This window comes from Eubacterium sp. An3 (genome assembly GCF_002159465.1).
Lineage (GTDB): Bacteria > Bacillota > Clostridia > Lachnospirales > Lachnospiraceae > Anaerobutyricum > Anaerobutyricum stercoris.
Window position 1 is genome coordinate 199,231 of record NZ_NFIR01000003.1, and the last position, 18,275, is coordinate 217,505.

Consider the following 18,275-nt stretch of genomic DNA (forward strand, 5'->3'; position numbering starts at 1 on the left):
TATCACTCCTGCAGCAGATGCAGCCAGTATCCAAAGCCTCCGGTTTTAATCCGGTTTTCTGTCAGCGATAAAAATATCGGAAACTGATATAGCTGCGCCATATACCGTTCTCGATTCTCATAAATACCCGGAACCCCGACGCAGTACCTCTCTTCGCCGGCATAGATAACTTTTCCGGCAAGCAGATGATGATACATGGCGTACCCCTTTGCCAGAAACTGATTGTCGGACAGTCTCCGGGCTTCGGGGCTGAAAGCTCCCAGCTGCTCCAGCGAAATCTGATAACCGCTCCGGAAGGCGGGATTAAAAATGTTATCCACAGGTTTTACATTTTTTTCGGTATCTATCCACATATTTTTCAGAAGATCTCCCGATTCTGTGGATGAATTTTGTTCTATCTTTTCTGCTTCCCGAACGGCACTTTCTTCCGGATGATAATTATGCCGGGCGGTTTCTGAAAAACTCCGCGGATTTTCTGCAGCTTCTCTTTGCCCGGATGGCGCAGGAGACGGCGCGGGATGTGAGCTTTCCCCCAGCGGGCGGCCCTGCGGACGGTTCCCGGCGTCCATATGCGGCGTATGCTCCTCCTCCATGCAGGAGGAATCCTGTTTTTCAGAAGGCGAAGCTCCCGGGGCATCGTCTCTCTCTTTTTCCTCAGAACTCTGGCTGTCCCTCTGCATTTTCTCCACAGAGGAGCTCCCGGGAATCTGCATTTTGCCCTGATGGACAGCTTCTTCTTGTTCCTGTCCTTCATCCTTATTCTGACGGATACCAGCTTCGCCATCCCGGATAGAAGAAATAATTTCTTTCTGATAAATGTTCAGCAGCTCTTCCACCGGAATCTCATCGCCAATCCATACACTGCCATAAAAAAATGATTCCTGATAGAAAAGAATAACACCATATTGTTTTCTTATATCAAATCCCTCCGGCAATTTTTCCGCCGGATAAAACAGTACGGTTTCTTCATGATGCCGGGTGGATTCCAGAAAGGCAAGCCGCCGCATTTTCCACTGATTCTCCTCTTTTCCATAAAAGCAGAGTTCCAGCTTTATGTCCTCCAGCAGCCGGTCGTCGTCAATCTGCAGAGTGATTTTCATCCCGTTCTTTTTCTGCTCTGCTTTGACAAATCCTTTGCAGTCTGTCTTGTTCTTTTTATCATAACGATACAAATACGAGAGTATTCTGTAATAGTCGGCCATGAAAAAACTCCTTTTTTCATTAATGTATTCCCGGTATTGCAGATTATGACTCCCAATTACTCCATCAGCAGATCTGCCAGTCTGGCAAACTGCTCCAGATCAAGCTTCTCACCCCGGATGGACGCCGGAAGCCCCATGGCTTCCAGAGCCTTTACCACCTTTTCTTTTGGAATCTGGAGTTCACTGGAATTGTGAAGGCCGTTCTGGAGAGTCTTTCTTCTCTGGTTGAAGGAGGCGCGTATGAGCTTGAACATAAACTTTGCGTCTTTCACTTCCACCGGCTTCTTTTCGTGGCGGGTCAGACGGATGACCGCGGAACCCACCGCCGGACGGGGCATAAAGCAGTTAGGCGGTACATTTGCCACGATGTAAGGCTCAGCGTAATATTGCACCGCCAGGGACAATGCGCCGTAATCTTTGGAGCCGGGACCAGTCTGCATCCGGTCTGCCACTTCTTTCTGAACCATCACAGTAATGGATTCCAACGGAACATCGCTCTCAAACAATCCCATAATGATAGGCGTCGTAATATAATATGGAAGATTTGCCACCACTTTGATCGGCTTTCCCCCGTTTTTCTCCCTGGTCAGAGCCGCGATATCCACTTTCAGAATATCGTCATTGATGACCGTCACGTTGGAGTATGCCGAGAGAGTGTCGGCAAGGATCGGTATAAGGTTTTTGTCAATCTCCACGGCGGTGACCTCCCGGGCCGCTTCTGCCAGATACTGGGTCATGGTGCCGATGCCCGGGCCGATCTCCAGCACAAAATCATCCGGGCCGATCTCAGCCGCAGCTATGATCTTATTCAGCACATGAGTGTCAATGAGAAAGTTCTGCCCGAACTTTTTCTGAAAATTAAATCCGTATTTCTGAAGGACCGCAATGGTTTCCTGCGGATTTCCTAATGTTGCCATATTTTTTTCTCCTACTATATTATATTGTTCCGACAATCATTGCACCGCCGGATTATTTTACATTTCCTTACTGCAGACCATACAGCCGGCAGGCATTTTCATAAGTTGCCTGCTCCACTTCTTCCGGAGAAATGTCCCGCAGGGCTGCGATCTCTTTAATGACCAGAGGAAGATACGCGGAGCTGTTCCGTTTGCCGCGGTGAGGCGTTGGCGCCAGATACGGGCAGTCCGTCTCCACCACGATATGTTCCAGCGGAATCTCCGCCGCAACCTTTTTTAACACCTTGGAATTCTTGAAGGTTACCACACCTCCGATTCCCAGATAGTATCCGAGCTTCACATACTCTCTGGCCATCTCCAAAGAGCCGGAATAACAGTGGATGACGCCGCCGGTTGTTCCGGCATGTTCCGCCTTCATGATGTCGAAGGTATCCTGGGAGGCGTCCCGGCTGTGAATGACCACCGGCAGATTCTCTTCCTTTGCCAGCCGCAGCTGACGGATGAACCATTCCCTCTGAACTTCTTTGGGGTCGGTCATCCAATAATAATCCAGACCGATTTCCCCCACCGCCACGATTTTATCCCGGCGGCAGTACTGCCGAAGCTCCTCCATGCGTTCCTCGTTCAGATCACTGACCTTACATGGATGGATTCCCGCCGTTCCGTACATAAAAGGGTATTTCTCAATGAGAACAAACGAGCGGAGCATATCGTCCCAGCCATTGCTGATATTGACAACCCGCTCCACTCCGGCGTCCTTTAAGTGGAGCAGCACCTGTTCCCGGTCTTCATCAAACTGCTTGTCGTCATAATGGGCATGTGAATCAAAAATCATGGCTTCCTCCTTTTCCAAGTCCACATACAGAAAAACTGCCGCCCACTTTACATGGGCAGCAGCCTATTTTCATTTGCAGAAATCCTGGTTCGAATCTCCCTTTTCCGGCAAATCCTCCCGCGCCTTCCGCAAAACATAAACAATTATCAGCAGATCTCCGCTCCGGCAGGCATCTTCTTCTCAGGAACCATGAGAGACAGCTCGCCGTTCTCATCTTCTGCACAGAGAAGCATACCTTCAGACAGCACGCCGGCCAGCTTTGCCGGTTTCAGGTTCACAAGAACCATCACTTTCTTGCCAACCATCTCTTCCGGTGTGTAATGACCTTTGATACCGGATACGATCTGTTTTACCTGGCTGCCGATCTTCACCTGGGAACAGAGAAGCTTTCTGGACTTCTTCACAGCTTCGCAGGAGATGATTTCTCCCACCTGGAACTGCATTTTCTCAAAATCCTCAAATGTGATCTCTTCCTTGTTCTCGATATCGATCACAGGCTCTTCCTCTGCTTCCGGCTCGCCTTCACCCTCGGCTCTTGCCGCATACATTTCTTCCACCTTGTCGAGAACCTCTTTCACATCCAGTCTCGCAAAGAGAATCTCCGGTTTTTCCACAACCTTATCGCCGGACCGGTACAAACCGAACATCTCCAGCTCGTCCATAGTTCTCTCGGAAGAATTCAGCTGTTTAAAAATCCGCTCTGCAGTTTCCGGCATAAACGGAGCCAGCAGGGAAGCGCCGATGGTAATGCTCTCCACCAGATTATAAAGAACTGTGGATAATCTTTCTTTCTGCTCCGGATCTTTTGCCAGCGCCCAAGGCATGGTCTCGTCGATATATTTGTTGCAGCGCTTGAACAGATTGAAGATCTCTGTCATGGCGTCGGCCACACGGAGCTTCGCCATTTTCTTCACCACATTATGTTTTGTGCTTAACGCAACCGTGATCAGATCCTTATCAAAGCCGTCGGTAACGCCGCAGTTGGCCACCACGCCTCCGAAATACTTGTTGGACATGGAGATGGTACGATTCACCAGATTACCAAGGGTGTTGGCCAGATCAGAATTCATACGCTCCACGATAAGCTCCCATGTGATCACGCCGTCATTCTCAAACGGCATCTCATGAAGCACGAAATAACGTACCGCGTCCACGCCGAACAAATCTGCCATATCGTCGGCATAGATTACATTTCCTTTTGACTTGCTCATCTTGCCGTCGCCCTGCAGCAGCCACGGATGACCGAATACCTGCTTCGGCAGAGGCAGATCAAGCGCCATCAGGAAGATCGGCCAGTAAATAGTGTGGAAACGGATAATATCCTTACCGATCAGATGCAGGTCCGCCGGCCAGTATTTGTCAAATAACTCGCCATTATCGCCGTCCACATCATAGCCAAGACCCGTAATGTAGTTGGTCAGCGCATCAAGCCATACGTAAACCACATGCTTCGGATCAAAATCTACCGGAATACCCCAGGAAAAAGAGGTACGTGACACACATAAATCCTGAAGTCCAGGGAGCAGGAAGTTATTCATCATCTCATTTTTGCGGGATTCCGGCTGAATAAATTCAGGATGAGTATTGATATGCTGAATAAGACGGTCTGCATATTTGCTCATCTTAAAGAAATATGCTTCTTCCTTCGCTGGCTGACACGGACGCCCGCAGTCCGGACATTTACCGTCCACCAGCTGAGACTCCGTAAAGAAGGACTCACAAGGAGTACAGTACATTCCCTCATAATATCCTTTATAGATGTCTCCCTGATCGTAAAGCTTCTTAAAAATCTTCTGTACCTGTTTCTCATGGTCTTCGTCTGTGGTACGGATAAACTTATCGTAAGAAGTGTTCATTAAATCCCAGATTCTTTTGATCTCTCCGGCCACATCATCCACGAACTCTTTCGGGGAAACGCCGGCCTCCTGAGCCTTTAATTCAATCTTCTGTCCATGCTCGTCGGTTCCTGTCTGGAAACGGACGTCATACCCCTCTTTTCTCTTAAATCTGGCAATAGCATCAGCCAGAACAATCTCATAAGTATTGCCGATATGCGGTTTACCGGATGTATATGCAATCGCTGTTGTAATATAGTATGGTTTCTTACTCATCTCTGCCTCCTGTTCCATATATCGCACCGGCCGCGTTCCCGGTGCTTCTTTTGCGTATTTTTTTATTATAAAATAAACATGTCGGTTCGTCTATGGTCAAAATACTGAAAAATTAATAGTTTTCGGTTCCAAAACATAGTATAATATGGAAAACTTTTCGTTCACCATCGATTGAAGGGAGTCCTCCGATATGTTACCGACATCATTTGTAACCTTTTTTTCACGCGTGCGGCAGCTTTCCCTGACCGTATCCGGCGCCGGGCGCAGGCTTTTGGCGGCCCGCTCCGCACGCCGTCTCCTTGTGCCACTCCTGTTTGTCCTGGCTCTCACCGGCTGCGGCACCAGAGAGCACTCTGATCAGGAGCGGTTTGACGCATTTCTTAATGACTGTTTTCAGGAATACGTATCTGCCGACACCGTCACTCTGCATTTCAAAATTTCCGACCCGTCTTCTTACGGTATAGAAGAAAACACCTCTCCTTCCTACGGGGATTTTTCCGTGGAAAAGCAGCAGGAACTCTGCGATCGTTCCGCCGAACTTCTCGAGAAGCTCAATTCCTTCGACCCCGATACTTTATCGGAGGAAGGCGCCTTCACCTGGCAGATTTTTAAAAACTTTCTGGGATCTTCCGCTGCCTCCGAGGACTATATTCTCTATCAGTCTCTCCTTGGCACCAATGGACTGCAGTCCCAGATTCCCGTCACCCTGTCCGAATACTATTTTGACGATGAAAAGGACATTCAGGACTATCTTGCCCTCGTGAACCAGGTACCGGAGCTTTTTGACCAGCTTCTTGTCTTTGAGCAGCAGCGCCGGGACGCCGGACTCATAAGCCCCGATTTTGTGCTCAATGATACCATCGATCAAATCGACCAGTTTCTGAATGCCTCCGAAGAAGATAACCTGCTCATCGAAACCTTTGAAGATAAAATAGAAAATGTACCGGACTTGGGCGGCGACCAGAAGCAAACTTACATAAATAATAATCGCTCTCTGATACGGCAGGTGGTTCTCCCCGCCTTTGAATCACTTCGAAACTCTCTGAAAGAATATCTGGATGACAGTGATTCCGGCAAGGAACGCCTCTGCCAGTACGACGGCGGCAAAGAATATTATAAACTTCTTTTGTCCGCCAATGTGGGAACAGACATGACGCCGGAGGAATGTATAACAGCTCTGGAAAACACACTTCAGGAAACCGCCTCCGACATTGTCGCCCTCACCCGGGAGAATCCTGATCTTTACACGGATTATCTGGCGGCAGAGCCGGCGCTCACCGACGCTCAGGAGATTCTCACAGAGCTTGAAAACGATACCTATATCGATTTTCCGGAGCCTCCTGATGTATCCTACACCTTAAAAAATGTACCGGACGCCCTCGCGTCCACCTCAGCCAGCGCCTTCTATCTTCTGCCGCCCATTGACAGCGATGACGCCAATATCATCTATATAAATCAGAGCCGTGTCAGTGATGAAGAACAATTTTCCACCCTGGCCCACGAAGGATATCCGGGGCATCTGTATCAGACGAATTATTACCTGAGCACAGACCCCGAACCTATCCGTTCCATGCTCCGCTGCGACGGCTATGATGAAGGATGGGGCACCTACGCTCAGTTGTACAGCTATAATTATCTGGAATTTAAAAACACAGACCGGGAGACTACCTCTCTTCTGCAGCAGCTGTACCGGGATAACGATATCCTTTCTTTAGCTTTGTCATCCCTCAGCGATTTATACGTCAATTACGAAAATTATACGCTGGATAACCTGTGTGAATATCTTTCCGGATATGGTATTGCAGAAGACAATGCCCGTTCCATATACGAATATGTCGTGGAAAACCCAACCACCTATCTTTCTTACAGCATTGGATGGTACGAATTGGAACAACTTCGAAACACCATGGAAGAGGAACTTGGCAGCCATTTTGACATCGGAGAGTTCCACGAGGCTGTTCTCTCCTGCGGCTCCTGCCCGTTTTCCCTGCTTGAGGAAAGAGTCAGCACACTAATGACTGAATGATAAAAACTTTCAAATGAAGGATTTTACCTTTTCTTTTTCTCCTTCCTTCAAAATTGAATTTTACCGCCCGAAAAATTTCTTCCATAAAAATGAATTTTATGTTTGAAAAATGCCGAAAAGAGTGTATAATACCCCTGTATAAGAGAGAAGACTTTTTGCAACATTTCATAGCGAATCTTGCATAATCTGATACCCGCAGTTCCAAAGCTGCGACAGTTCCCACCGGCGCAGCTTTGGAACTGCGGGTATCATGAAGTCGAATATCTGACTTCAAAAGATAAAACAGAACATATTCAGGAGGTTATTATGATGGAAACATATGGACTTGAGAAATTAGGTATCGTAAATCCAAAAGCAGTTTACCGCAATTTAACACCTGCACAGCTGACAGAAGCAGCCCTTGCCAGAGGCGAAGGCAAGCTTTCCAACACAGGTGCTTTAGTTGTTACAACAGGAAAATACACCGGACGTTCTCCAAAAGATAAATTTATCGTAGACACCCCGGCTGTTCATGATGACATTGCATGGGGCAGCGTAAACGTTCCGATTGAAAAGGAAAAATTTAATGCTATTAAGGCTAAAGTAGTTGCATATCTTCAGAACAGAGAAATCTTCTTATTCGACGGTATGGCAGGAGCAGATCCTGTCTGCACAAGAAAGTTCCGTATTGTCAACGAGCTGGCAAGCCAGAATCTTTTCATCCGCGACCTGTTAATCCGTCCGACAGCGGAGGAGCTTGCAAACTACGGCGAGCCTGACTTCACTATCATCGCCGCTCCGGGCTTCAAATGCGTACCGGAAATCGACGGCGTGAACTCCGAAGCAGCCATCATGGTTGACTATGAAGAGAAATTAGTCGTTATCTGTGGTTCTCAGTATTCCGGAGAGATCAAGAAATCCGTATTCTCCGTTATGAACTACTTAATGCCGAAGGAAGGCGTACTTCCAATGCACTGCTCCGCTAACATGGATCCTGAAACCCAGGAGACAGCCGTATTTTTCGGTCTGTCCGGAACAGGTAAGACAACACTTTCCGCTGACCCGAACCGTAAGCTGATCGGTGACGACGAGCACGGCTGGTCCGACAGAGGCATCTTCAACTTCGAGGGCGGCTGCTATGCAAAATGTATCGACCTTACAGAGGAAAATGAACCGGAGATCTACAACGCCATCAAGTTCGGCAGCCTCGTGGAAAATGTAGTGATGGATGAAGAGACCCGTGAATTTGACTTCACAGATGATTCCCTCACAGAGAATACCCGTGTGGGATATCCGGTAGACTTCATCTCCAACGCACAGGTACCGGGCGTCGGCGGCATCCCTAAAGTAGTTATCTTCCTGACAGCAGACGCATTCGGCGTACTGCCTCCAATCGCAAGACTGGATCAGGATGCGGCAATGTACCACTTCGTAACAGGGTTTACCTCCAAGCTGGCAGGAACCGAGCGCGGAATCACAGAACCGCAGCCAACCTTCTCCACCTTATTCGGCGAACCTTTCATGCCGATGGAGCCTTCTGTATACGCTAACATGCTTGGTGAGAGAATCCAGAAATACAACACAAAGGTTTACCTGGTAAATACAGGCTGGACCGGCGGCCCTTACGGAGTCGGAAGCCGTATGAAACTGAAATATACCCGCGCCATGGTAACAGCTGCCTTAAACGGAAGCTTCGACAACGTGGAATACAAACACGACGATGTATTCAACCTTGACATCCCGCAGAGCTGCCCGGATGTTCCATCCGAGATCATGAACCCTCGCGATACATGGGCAGACAAAGACGCTTACGATGCACAGGCTAAGAAGCTGGCTAAAATGTTCCAGGAAAACTTCGAGAAAAAATACCCGAACATGCCGGAGAACATCAAGGCAGCAGGCCCAAAAGCTGAATAATTAAAACAGACATAAAAATATCCCCTCCGAACGGAAACATTCACGCTCCGTCCGGAGGGGTTTTATTCTTAAAAACTATTCTGGAACAAACAAAAATCTTTTCTCGAACCGGCGCTACCACATAGTACAGAATAATATTGATTTTGTCCATAATCTTATCATTCATATATAATTTCCTCAATTCTTCTTCCAATGCATGATTTCAGACGCCACATGAATATTAAAAAAATTATAACATATATATATTTCACAGAAAAGGAAATAAAAACATCTTTTAAAATTTATATAAAAATTTATATTCAGCAAAAGCGGCCACAGACGATACTAAATGAGATTAAGGCAATAAAAAGAGACTCCTGAGAATCAATCATCTCAAAAATAACAGTATTATGATAAATACGCTATTCTTTTGAGACAAGTTCTGCAGCAGTCTCTTTCACATCAATCTACATTTTTAAAAAATATTCTTGCTCCGTTAAATCTTATGTAAATATTTTATAATTCAGATACTTATATATCTTTTTAGAATTTGAGTGTTCTGTAGAAATAAACAGAGCCCTGGTAATAATTACCGCAGGTAACACCTTTCTTAGTATTTACCTGAAGTCTGATATAATATCTCTTTCCAATCTTAAATGATTTTTTCTTAAACTTTGTCAGTTTAATCTTTTTGCCAGGTTTTATATTTTTAACCTTTTTAAAACCTTTGTCATATTTCGTTGACATATAAAGAGTATAGTTCTTTACTCCATTTACCTTAGGTACCTTAATCGTGCAGGCTTTCTGATTTTTAACGCCTTTAAACTTGATCTTTTTGCTGTCAATTGTTGAAAAAGCCTTTGCATCAGACCACTGTGATGTAGGCGTTCCATATTCACCGGAAACTGTCTGAGCTCTGTAATAATATACCTTATTCTTCTGAAGACCGGTAACTGTTGCATAAGATAATGCATCGTCATATGCCACCAGTCTGTCATTCTCATCAAAGACTCCTATTCTTGTCCAAGTACCATACTGATATGCGATACTGAAACTTGCCTGAGACTTATCCGAACTGATATAGCTGATAGCAAAGTCCGGAATTGCCATGGTCTGAACCTGTCCTTTTCCTGCGTCAGCATTTCCAATCTGCATCTCAACATCTGCTGCGTTCACTTTCGCTCCCAACGCAAATACCATACACAGTGCGAAAGCCGCTGCAAATAATCCCAATGACTTTCTTAAATTTTTCATAGCATTACTCCTTTTTGTTGTTTGAAGAATTATTAGTTTCCTGACACTAGAATATCATACAAAACTTTCCCTTGCAACAACTATTTTTCGTTAATTATTCACAAAAAAGTCATAAAAAAAACACATTTTACTTTTGACAAACAATAATTTTCAACTCTCAGTCGCCAAAATTTTTACCGCCTCAATCCCTTGTCTGATCTCTTCTATCGTATTAAAATGCGAGAAACTGAACCGCACGGCGCCCTGCTCTTTCGTTCCCAGCGCTTCGTGCATCAGAGGCGCACAGTGGGCGCCCGCCCGGGTGGCGATTGCAAAACGGGTCAGCAGCTCATCGCTGACCTGACCAGAATCATAGTCTCCAATATTCAAGGTTACAATCGGCGCACGTTTTTTCTGTGTAAAATCACCGTACACCTTTACCGACGGGATGTTTCGGACGCCTTCATAGAAGATCTCCATAAGACGATGTTCTTTCTCATACAAATGATGAATCCCTCCTTCCCGGAGGTATTCGAGTGCAGCATACAGTCCGGCGATGCCATGGGAGTTAAGCGTCCCTGCTTCAAGGGCCGTAGGCAGCTCCGCCGGATGAGTTCTGCTGTAGGAATGAACACCGCTTCCTCCCACCAGCAGCGGACGAATGTTCACGCCCTCCCTCACCAACATTCCTCCGGTTCCCTGGGGACCCATGAGCCCTTTATGGCCGGTGAAGCAGAGTACGGAAATGTGCGTTTCCTGCATGTCAATGGGCAGCACGCCGGCAGTCTGAGAGGCGTCCAGCACCAGATACAGGCCGTGCCTGCGGCAGATATCTCCTATATAAGAAATATCCAGTACATTTCCTGTGAGATTGGAAGCATGGGTGCAGACCACCGCCCTCGTGGTCGGACGGATATTTTTCTCTATATCATCGTAATCGATATTTCCCTGTTTATCCGCCGAAACCACCGTCATGTCTACCCCTCTGCTTTCCATGAGATACAGAGGACGAAGTACAGAATTATGTTCCAAAACAGTGGTGATCACATGGTCTCCCGGATTAAACATCCCCTGAATAGTCATATTTAGTGCCATGGTCGCATTGGCTGTAAATACGGTCCGCTCCGGACTGTCGCCATGAAACATCTCGCACAGCATCGCTCTGGTTTTATAAAGAATCCTCATACCGGACAACGACGCCTCATGAGAGCCCCTCGATGCATTTCCCACAGTACAGACGGCGTCTGCCACGGCTCTGGCAACTGCCTCCGGCTTCTTCAAAGTTGTTGCCGCGTTATCAAAATATATCATAAGCTCACACTCCTGTATCAAGACAAAATTTAATATAATTATAGCATTTTTACATTTCCAGATAAATCTTGACTTTTCTACACAATTTCATTAAAATTACAATATAATTGACAAATTTTCATGCATTATATATGGAATTTACGGAGAGAAGGTATTATGGCAGCAAAAATTTTAATGGTTGGCAGTATTATGATGGATCTGATTCTTCAGATGCCGCGGATTCCGCATCCAAGCGAGAGTATCCTCGGCACTACTTATTCCAACGCGGGCGGTGGAAAAGGCAGCAATTCTGCTGTTGCAGCCGCAAAGGCCGGCGGAGAAGTTTCGGTTTGCGGCACTCTGGGTCAGGACGCCAACGGAGAGGCGCTTCTTGACATGTTAAAAAATGTAGGGATTGATGTTTCCAATCTCCATCTAAAGGATGGCTCCAACACCGGAATGGCTGTGATCATGCTGGAGGAAGACGGCATGAATCGTCTCGCCATCTACACAGGCGCAAACAACGACACCACGCCGGAATCCGTCGAGGAAGCTTTCAAAGGCAAGGAATACGATGCGCTGATGATGCAGCTTGAGATTCCTCTGGAGAGCAATGTACGGGCATTTGAACTTGCAAAGGAGAGAGGTATGATCACCTGTCTTGACGCTGGCCCGGCACAGGATTACCCGATTGAGAAGTTCCAGGGTATCACCATTCTCTCCCCGAATGAGACAGAGACTGAAGCCCTGGTTGGTATTCTTCCAAAAGACGACGATACCTGTATTGCAGCCTGCAAGATTCTTCATGAACGCTCCAACTGCAAATACGTTGTTTTAAAGATGGGCGACAAAGGCTCTTTCATCTACGGCGAAGATATCTGTCAGATGGTTCCTACTTTTAAAGTGGACGCCGTTGACCCGACTGCAGCCGGCGACTGCTTCACCGGCGTACTGGTAAAACAATACGCGGAGACCGGCGACATCGTGGCATCAGCCAGATACGCCAGCGCAGCCGCAGCTATTTCTGTACAGCATCTGGGCGCGCAGCCGTCTCTTCCTGCAAAAGATGCCATCGAGGCATTTCTCGCTGAGCGGGCATAATTGACTTAACCTGACATACATATTGATTTTGGCTGTCCTCTCAGCAGGACAGCCTTTTTCCGTTTCACCGGAATTTGAAATATATGCCGTATTCATGCGCCTGGGGCTTGTATTCACTCAAAAAAAATGTTAAGATAACCTGATTACTTTTTTAGAAAGGAATGGCTTTTTCCCATGAGAAATGATGAAAAAATAGATATCCAGCTTACAGATGGCTCGGAAGAAGATCTGACGGCGGAAGAGCTCGCACAGCAGCATTATAATACCGCTCTCAGGTACATCAACATTGCCGAACATATGAAGCAATTTGAAGATCAGGATAAATATTATCACAGGGCAATCAAATATCTCCGGCTTGCCCGTCCATATATGGAGGTTCGTCCATTACTACGGGATCTCCGCAAAAAGAAATATACTGCACGGGCAGAGGGAAAAATTGCCCTCTACGAAGAAGCCTGTCAGATTCGTGACAAAGCGGCAACTCCCAATGACTATTATTCTGCCCAGACAGTTTTCGACAGAATCCATCGCCATGAGCTGAAACATAAGATTCCGAAACGGAAAGTTTCTGAAGAATTATACGAACGGCTCAGCCACTGTGCTGATTCTGAACAGCAGGCCATCGAATGCGGACAAATGGCAGCACAGAAAGCAGCCGAGATGAAGCGGCACAGCCTTTTTATGAGTCTCGCCGTCATTGCTGTTATCATTGCTCTTCTCGCATTCTCAAGGACAACTGCCTTCTATCAGTGTGCCGGAGCAGCCCTGTCTTTCATTGGCGACCATGAAACAGCATGGCATTGTTATCAGAGAGTATATGAACGCACCAGAGATTCTGCTGCCTATGAAGATTATCAGGAACAACGATATCAGGCGGCTGTCGCTGCCGAAAACAGCACCGATGAGGACACCATGGAAGCAGTCTACACAAGCTTCTATACTCTGGCCAGAGACAATTATAAAGATAGTGCCGAGCACCTCATCGACATCGAAAAAGAGAGCATCCGCCAGACAGAAGAACTGGGGGACATCGTCACATTTGCCAACCTGAACTGGCGTGTTCTGGAAAAACAGGACGGCCAGGCACTGCTCATCAAGGACGAGTCCATCAGCGATATCGCTTTTCAGACAGAAGATGTGACAGCTGACTGGGAGAATTCCTTCGCCAGAAAATGGCTGAACAGCAACTTCCTGGACGAGAATTTCTGTGACACAGAGATCGCTGCTCTAAAAGATACCAATGTCACCGCTGAAGATAATCCGGTATATGGCACCTATGGCGGCAACGATACTATTGACAAGGTTTATCTCTTAAGCTCCAGCGAAGCTTCCCGTTATCATGACATTCTTCACGGTACAAAAACCTGCTGGTGGCTGCGAACTCCAGGGGCATCCAAAGGCTCCATGAGCTTCGTCTACCCGGACAAGACGGTTATGAATTACGGTTATGACTGTACAGATGACACCTTTAGTATTAAACCGGTAATATGGGTGGATATCAGTGAATAATATTAAAGAAAATGCAAAAAGGCAGGAGCCGATTGGTTCCTGCCTTTTTTATTTTCAAGCCGTTCTATTATCTGACTGTGACCTTACATGAAGCTTTCTTATTACCAATCTTTACTGTAATAACTGCTTTTCCCTTTTTCTTAGCAATAATCTTTCCGTTGCTGTCTACAGACACAACCCCTTTTTTCGATGATTTCCACTTCATCTTATCTGTAGATTGCTTAGGATTTACCTTATAAGAAAGAAAACGTACTGTGCCACTCTGTACTGTCAGCTTCTTTTTCATAGAAACTTTTTTGGTTTTAACGGCATTTTTCTTCACATTAACTGTTACTACTGCAGTTTTTCCTGAAGATGTGCGAATCGTTATTTTTGCTTTTCCTGGTTTTTTCGCTTTTACCATACCGTTCTGACTTACCTGTGCCACCTTTGGTTTCGAGGAAGTAAATGTAATGCTGTCAGTCGTATTCAACGGAGTCAAAATTGTAGATAATTTTATTTTTCCACCCTTTTTCAATGCAATGCTCTTTTTAGCAACCGATATACCTGTTGCCGGAACTCCTGCTGTTTGTGCCGGTTTTGTTGAATTCTTTACTTGCGTTGTTGCAGTTGTTGAAGAATCCGATGGATCTGGTGCCGCCGGCTGCGGGGAATCTTCTTTATATGCATTTGGATTTGTAGACAATCCCACAGTAAAAGAACCAATATCAGAGCTACTGTAAAAATTTGTAGCCAGATAATATGTCTTATTAGCCTCCAAATTCATAGCTAAATTGAAATTACCATCCATATCATAATCATCGTCCCTGTCCCAGAAAACATATTCTCGGGTCATATTATCATAATAATATAATCCGCCCATCGGGTCTTCTTCCCCTTTAGAATAAAAATAATATATTCCCGCTTCAGTTGGAGTAAAGGTAAACCACTTTGCTTCACCTGGAGTCTGAATAGATACCGATTTCATTTCATTTAATCGTATGATTTCCGGATTTCCTACTATAGCTTCTGTAATTGCATAAGGATTATTTAGGGATACTTTTATCACAAAACTTTTTTCATCATAATCATCTGACAAAGCAGCCCTCAAATAATATTTTTTTCCTTGTTCCAGATAATATGAAAAGTAAAAATCGCTTTTATTTTCCACTACATTATGTAACTGTCCATAATAATTATCACTACTATTTAAACATTTATATACTCCGTCAATGTTTTGGTACAATGCTCCATAAGTATCTATTGTACTCTTTGAATAAAAATAATATATTCCTGCTTCGGTTGGAGTAAAGGTAAACCATTTGTCGTCGTCTAATGATTCAAGCGAAACATTATAATCTTTATTCAGCTCATTTATTGGAGTAGTTTCTCCTATTGATTCCTCTGTCAATGCTGTCGGATCAATATCAGATACCTTAATATCATAACTTCCTGTCAAATCATCTTCGTATAAACTTGCACACAAATAATATGTAGTATTCGCCTTTAAATCTACGTCTATACAAAAATCTAACCCTCTCAGTGATGTCCAATCACTATAATCATGGTCATCATTGCTATCTACACGTACATATGTTCCGGAAGTAGTTTGTTGATATAATGCTCCGTATGGATCCGAATCTTCTCCATTGTTATTACTGTTTAATGAATAAAAATAATAAGTCTTTGTTTCATCTGGAGTAAAAGAAAACCAATTCTTTCCGCCTGCAGAATTTATTGTCACAATTTGTTCCTGATCCAATACTAAAGAAACTGCTGTTTTTATAGCTTCTTTATCTTCTTCTGTAGCATAATCCGGATAATATGATCTCGCCATCACTGCCTTATTGGATATCTTTTGTTCTGTCTTTTCTTCTTTCACGTCCTGTTTATCTTTGGCTGAAGCATTCACCGGAAGACACCCCAAGCACAAACAAAAACTTAAAATCGCCACAAGACATCGTTTCCATGTTCTTTTTGAAACTTTCTTTCCTAGTTCCATACTCTCTCCCCCTTATCTCTTTCTTTAATTGGTTAAATTGCATATTTTTATTTGTTAAATATGCAATATTTTATATATACAAAACAATTTTATCATATTTTTTATTATTCTGTCTATACTTATTCAAAAAAACCGCTCCAAAACACATATTTGGAGCGGTTCCATTATTACCTTATTAAGTTAAATCTATTCGCTTCATTCAAAAATAAATTTCTTAAGAAAAGTATTTTTCTTAGAACAGCCCTGTAATCTTTCCGTCGTCGTCCACGTCGATACCGAAGGCCGCCGGTTTTTTCGGCAGGCCCGGCATGGTCATGATGGCTCCGGTGAGGGCAACTACGAAGCCGGCGCCTGCGTTGACGAAGACGTCACGGACAGTGATGTTGAAGCCTTCCGGTCGTCCCAGCTTGGTCTGGTCGTCGGAGAGGGAATACTGGGTTTTCGCCATGCAGACCGGAAGGTTTCCGAAGCCCAGGTCTGTCAGCTTATCAAGCATCTTGGAGGCAGCCGGGTCGAAGACAACGCCGTCGGCACCGTAGATTTCTTTTGCGATAGTATTGATTTTCTCTTTCAACGGCATTTCATCCGGATAGAGCACATGGAAGTTGCTCTCTTTGTTCTCCAGAGTATTCAGCACCTTTTCTGCCAGAGCGATTCCGCCCTCGCCGCCTTTAGCCCATACTTCGGACAGGGCAAATTCACATCCTCTCTCCTCGCAGAAATTACGGATGTATTCGTATTCGGCCTGAGTGTCGGTCACGAAGGAATTGAGAGTTACCACAATCGGCACACCGAACTTCTGCAGGTTCTCGATGTGTTTTTCCAGATTGCAGATACCTTTTGCCAGCGCGTCCAGATTCTCTTCGGAGAGCTGATCCTTCGGCACGCCGCCGTTGTATTTCAGGGCACGGACAGTGGCAACCAGAACAACGGCGTCCGGTTTCAGGTCTGCCATCCGGCACTTGATATCCATGAATTTCTCTGCGCCCAGGTCTGCGCCGAAGCCGGCTTCTGTGATGACGATGTCAGCCAGCTTTAATGCGCTCTTGGTGGCGCGGACACTGTTACAGCCGTGAGCGATATTGGCGAACGGTCCGCCGTGCACGATGGCTCCGGTATTCTCCAGAGTCTGAATCAGGTTTGGTTTGATTGCGTCTTTCAGAAGCGCAGCCATGGCTCCCACTGCGTTGAGCTGTCCGGCAGTTACCGGGTTGCCGTCCAGATCGTAGGCTACAATGATTTTTGACAGACGCTCTTTTAAGTCAGCGATATTTTCTGCCAGACAGAGAATCGCCATGATCTCTGTGGCAACAGTGATAACAAAATGATCTTCGCGCACGAAACCGTCTGTTTTCTTACCAAGACCGATGACAATGTTACGCAGAGCGCGGTCATTCATATCAAGACAACGTTTCCAGATCACCTGTCTTGTGTCAATGCGAAGCTCGTTGCCCTGCTGAATATGATTGTCCAGCATAGCTGCCAGCAGGTTGTTGGCGGAGGTGATGGCGTGGAAGTCGCCGGTAAAATGCAGGTTCAGGTCTTCCATCGGAACTACCTGCGCGTATCCGCCGCCGGCAGCGCCGCCCTTGATACCAAAGCAAGGTCCCAGAGACGGCTCGCGGAGAGCGAGAAGACATTTCTTATCAAGCTTTGCAAATGCCTGGGCCAGACCGATGCTGGTGGTGGTTTTTCCCTCTCCTGCCGGAGTCGGATTGATGGCGGTCACGAGAACCAGCTTACCGTCCGGACGGCCTTCCACCCGTTTCAGCAGTTCATCTGAAAACTTTGCTTTATATTTTCCGTATAATTCCAGGTCATCTTCACCGATTCCGTATTTCGCAGCCACATCGCGAATCGGCAGCATATTGGCTTCCTGTGCAATCTGAATATCTGTTTTCATAAATACTTTCCTTTCTTTTTATCTTCCTATCAATAGTATCCTTTTGAAAATGCAGCCTTCCACAGCGGAGGATTGCCGCGACTGACACTACTTTATCAGCGCTTACGCGCCGGAAAATCCCCCGTTTTGACTAAACGCCGTAAAATAAGAAAAGGGCAACTTCAAAAAGAAGCTGCCCAGACGGTCGGCTGATAACAGACAGCGATGAAACGCTGCCTCCCCGGCCACACTGTGTAAACTCACAAATCCGTCAGCGGCCGGTGTTTGTCACTGCAAACAGTAACAATATTAC

Annotated in this window: 13 protein-coding genes; 4 read left to right on the forward strand and 9 right to left on the reverse strand. The window is 45.8% G+C overall.

Annotation, left to right across the window (positions count from 1 at the left end; genetic code table 11):
- Nucleotides 1-2: 2 nt before the first annotated feature.
- The 4 genes from B5F87_RS05220 to metG form a co-directional block, all read right to left on the reverse strand.
- On the reverse strand, nucleotides 3-1,202 hold the full coding sequence (locus B5F87_RS05220) for a DUF6128 domain-containing protein (RefSeq protein WP_087277831.1): 1,200 nt from the start codon (nucleotides 1,200-1,202) through the stop codon (nucleotides 3-5).
- A gap of 56 nt (nucleotides 1,203-1,258) precedes the next feature.
- Nucleotides 1,259-2,119 carry a 16S rRNA (adenine(1518)-N(6)/adenine(1519)-N(6))-dimethyltransferase RsmA gene (gene rsmA / locus B5F87_RS05225; protein ID WP_087277834.1) on the reverse strand — a complete coding sequence of 287 codons (861 nt, stop codon included), beginning with the start codon at nucleotides 2,117-2,119 and terminating at the stop codon, nucleotides 1,259-1,261.
- Nucleotides 2,120-2,186: 67 nt separating this feature from the next.
- Nucleotides 2,187-2,954: a TatD family hydrolase gene (locus B5F87_RS05230; RefSeq protein WP_087277837.1), complete on the reverse strand. Its 768-nt coding sequence runs from the start codon at nucleotides 2,952-2,954 to the stop codon at nucleotides 2,187-2,189.
- A gap of 146 nt (nucleotides 2,955-3,100) precedes the next feature.
- Nucleotides 3,101-5,065, reverse strand: coding sequence for a methionine--tRNA ligase (gene metG, locus B5F87_RS05235; protein ID WP_087277839.1), 1,965 nt, complete (start codon nucleotides 5,063-5,065; stop codon nucleotides 3,101-3,103).
- Between the two features lie 190 nt (nucleotides 5,066-5,255).
- Between metG and B5F87_RS05240 the strand changes: the two genes are divergently transcribed.
- Nucleotides 5,256-7,091 carry a DUF885 domain-containing protein gene (locus tag B5F87_RS05240; RefSeq protein ID WP_087277842.1) on the forward strand — a complete coding sequence of 612 codons (1,836 nt, stop codon included), beginning with the start codon at nucleotides 5,256-5,258 and terminating at the stop codon, nucleotides 7,089-7,091.
- A 306-nt stretch (nucleotides 7,092-7,397) separates the two neighbouring features.
- Entirely contained in the window at nucleotides 7,398-8,987 is a 1,590-nt protein-coding gene (gene pckA / locus B5F87_RS05245; protein ID WP_087277845.1) for a phosphoenolpyruvate carboxykinase (ATP), read from the forward strand.
- A gap of 40 nt (nucleotides 8,988-9,027) precedes the next feature.
- On the opposite strand, the gene B5F87_RS21580 is transcribed toward pckA, so the two are convergent.
- The 3 genes from B5F87_RS21580 to B5F87_RS05255 form a co-directional block, all read right to left on the reverse strand.
- Nucleotides 9,028-9,153, reverse strand: a complete 126-nt coding sequence (locus B5F87_RS21580) for a hypothetical protein (protein WP_275532330.1) — start codon at nucleotides 9,151-9,153, stop codon at nucleotides 9,028-9,030.
- 356 nt (nucleotides 9,154-9,509) lie between these two features.
- Entirely contained in the window at nucleotides 9,510-10,220 is a 711-nt protein-coding gene (locus B5F87_RS05250; protein WP_087277847.1) for a fibronectin type III domain-containing protein, read from the reverse strand.
- 150 nt (nucleotides 10,221-10,370) lie between these two features.
- Nucleotides 10,371-11,510: an aminotransferase class V-fold PLP-dependent enzyme gene (locus B5F87_RS05255; RefSeq protein WP_087277850.1), complete on the reverse strand. Its 1,140-nt coding sequence runs from the start codon at nucleotides 11,508-11,510 to the stop codon at nucleotides 10,371-10,373.
- A 156-nt stretch (nucleotides 11,511-11,666) separates the two neighbouring features.
- On the opposite strand from B5F87_RS05255, the gene B5F87_RS05260 reads away from it, so the two are divergent.
- On the forward strand, nucleotides 11,667-12,590 hold the full coding sequence (locus B5F87_RS05260; RefSeq protein WP_090128341.1) for a ribokinase: 924 nt from the start codon (nucleotides 11,667-11,669) through the stop codon (nucleotides 12,588-12,590).
- 174 nt (nucleotides 12,591-12,764) lie between these two features.
- Complete coding sequence (locus B5F87_RS05265) at nucleotides 12,765-14,099, forward strand: DUF6273 domain-containing protein (RefSeq protein ID WP_087277855.1); 1,335 nt, start codon at nucleotides 12,765-12,767, stop codon at nucleotides 14,097-14,099.
- 67 nt (nucleotides 14,100-14,166) lie between these two features.
- Here B5F87_RS05265 and B5F87_RS05270 read toward each other — a convergent pair whose 3' ends face one another.
- Together B5F87_RS05270 and B5F87_RS05275 are read right to left on the reverse strand one after the other, a co-directional pair.
- Nucleotides 14,167-16,080, reverse strand: coding sequence for an Ig-like domain-containing protein (locus B5F87_RS05270; RefSeq protein WP_087277858.1), 1,914 nt, complete (start codon nucleotides 16,078-16,080; stop codon nucleotides 14,167-14,169).
- Nucleotides 16,081-16,312: 232 nt separating this feature from the next.
- A complete protein-coding gene (locus B5F87_RS05275) occupies nucleotides 16,313-17,983 on the reverse strand; it encodes a formate--tetrahydrofolate ligase (RefSeq protein WP_087277859.1) in 1,671 nt (556 codons plus the stop codon).
- Between the last annotated feature and the right edge of the window lie 292 nt (nucleotides 17,984-18,275).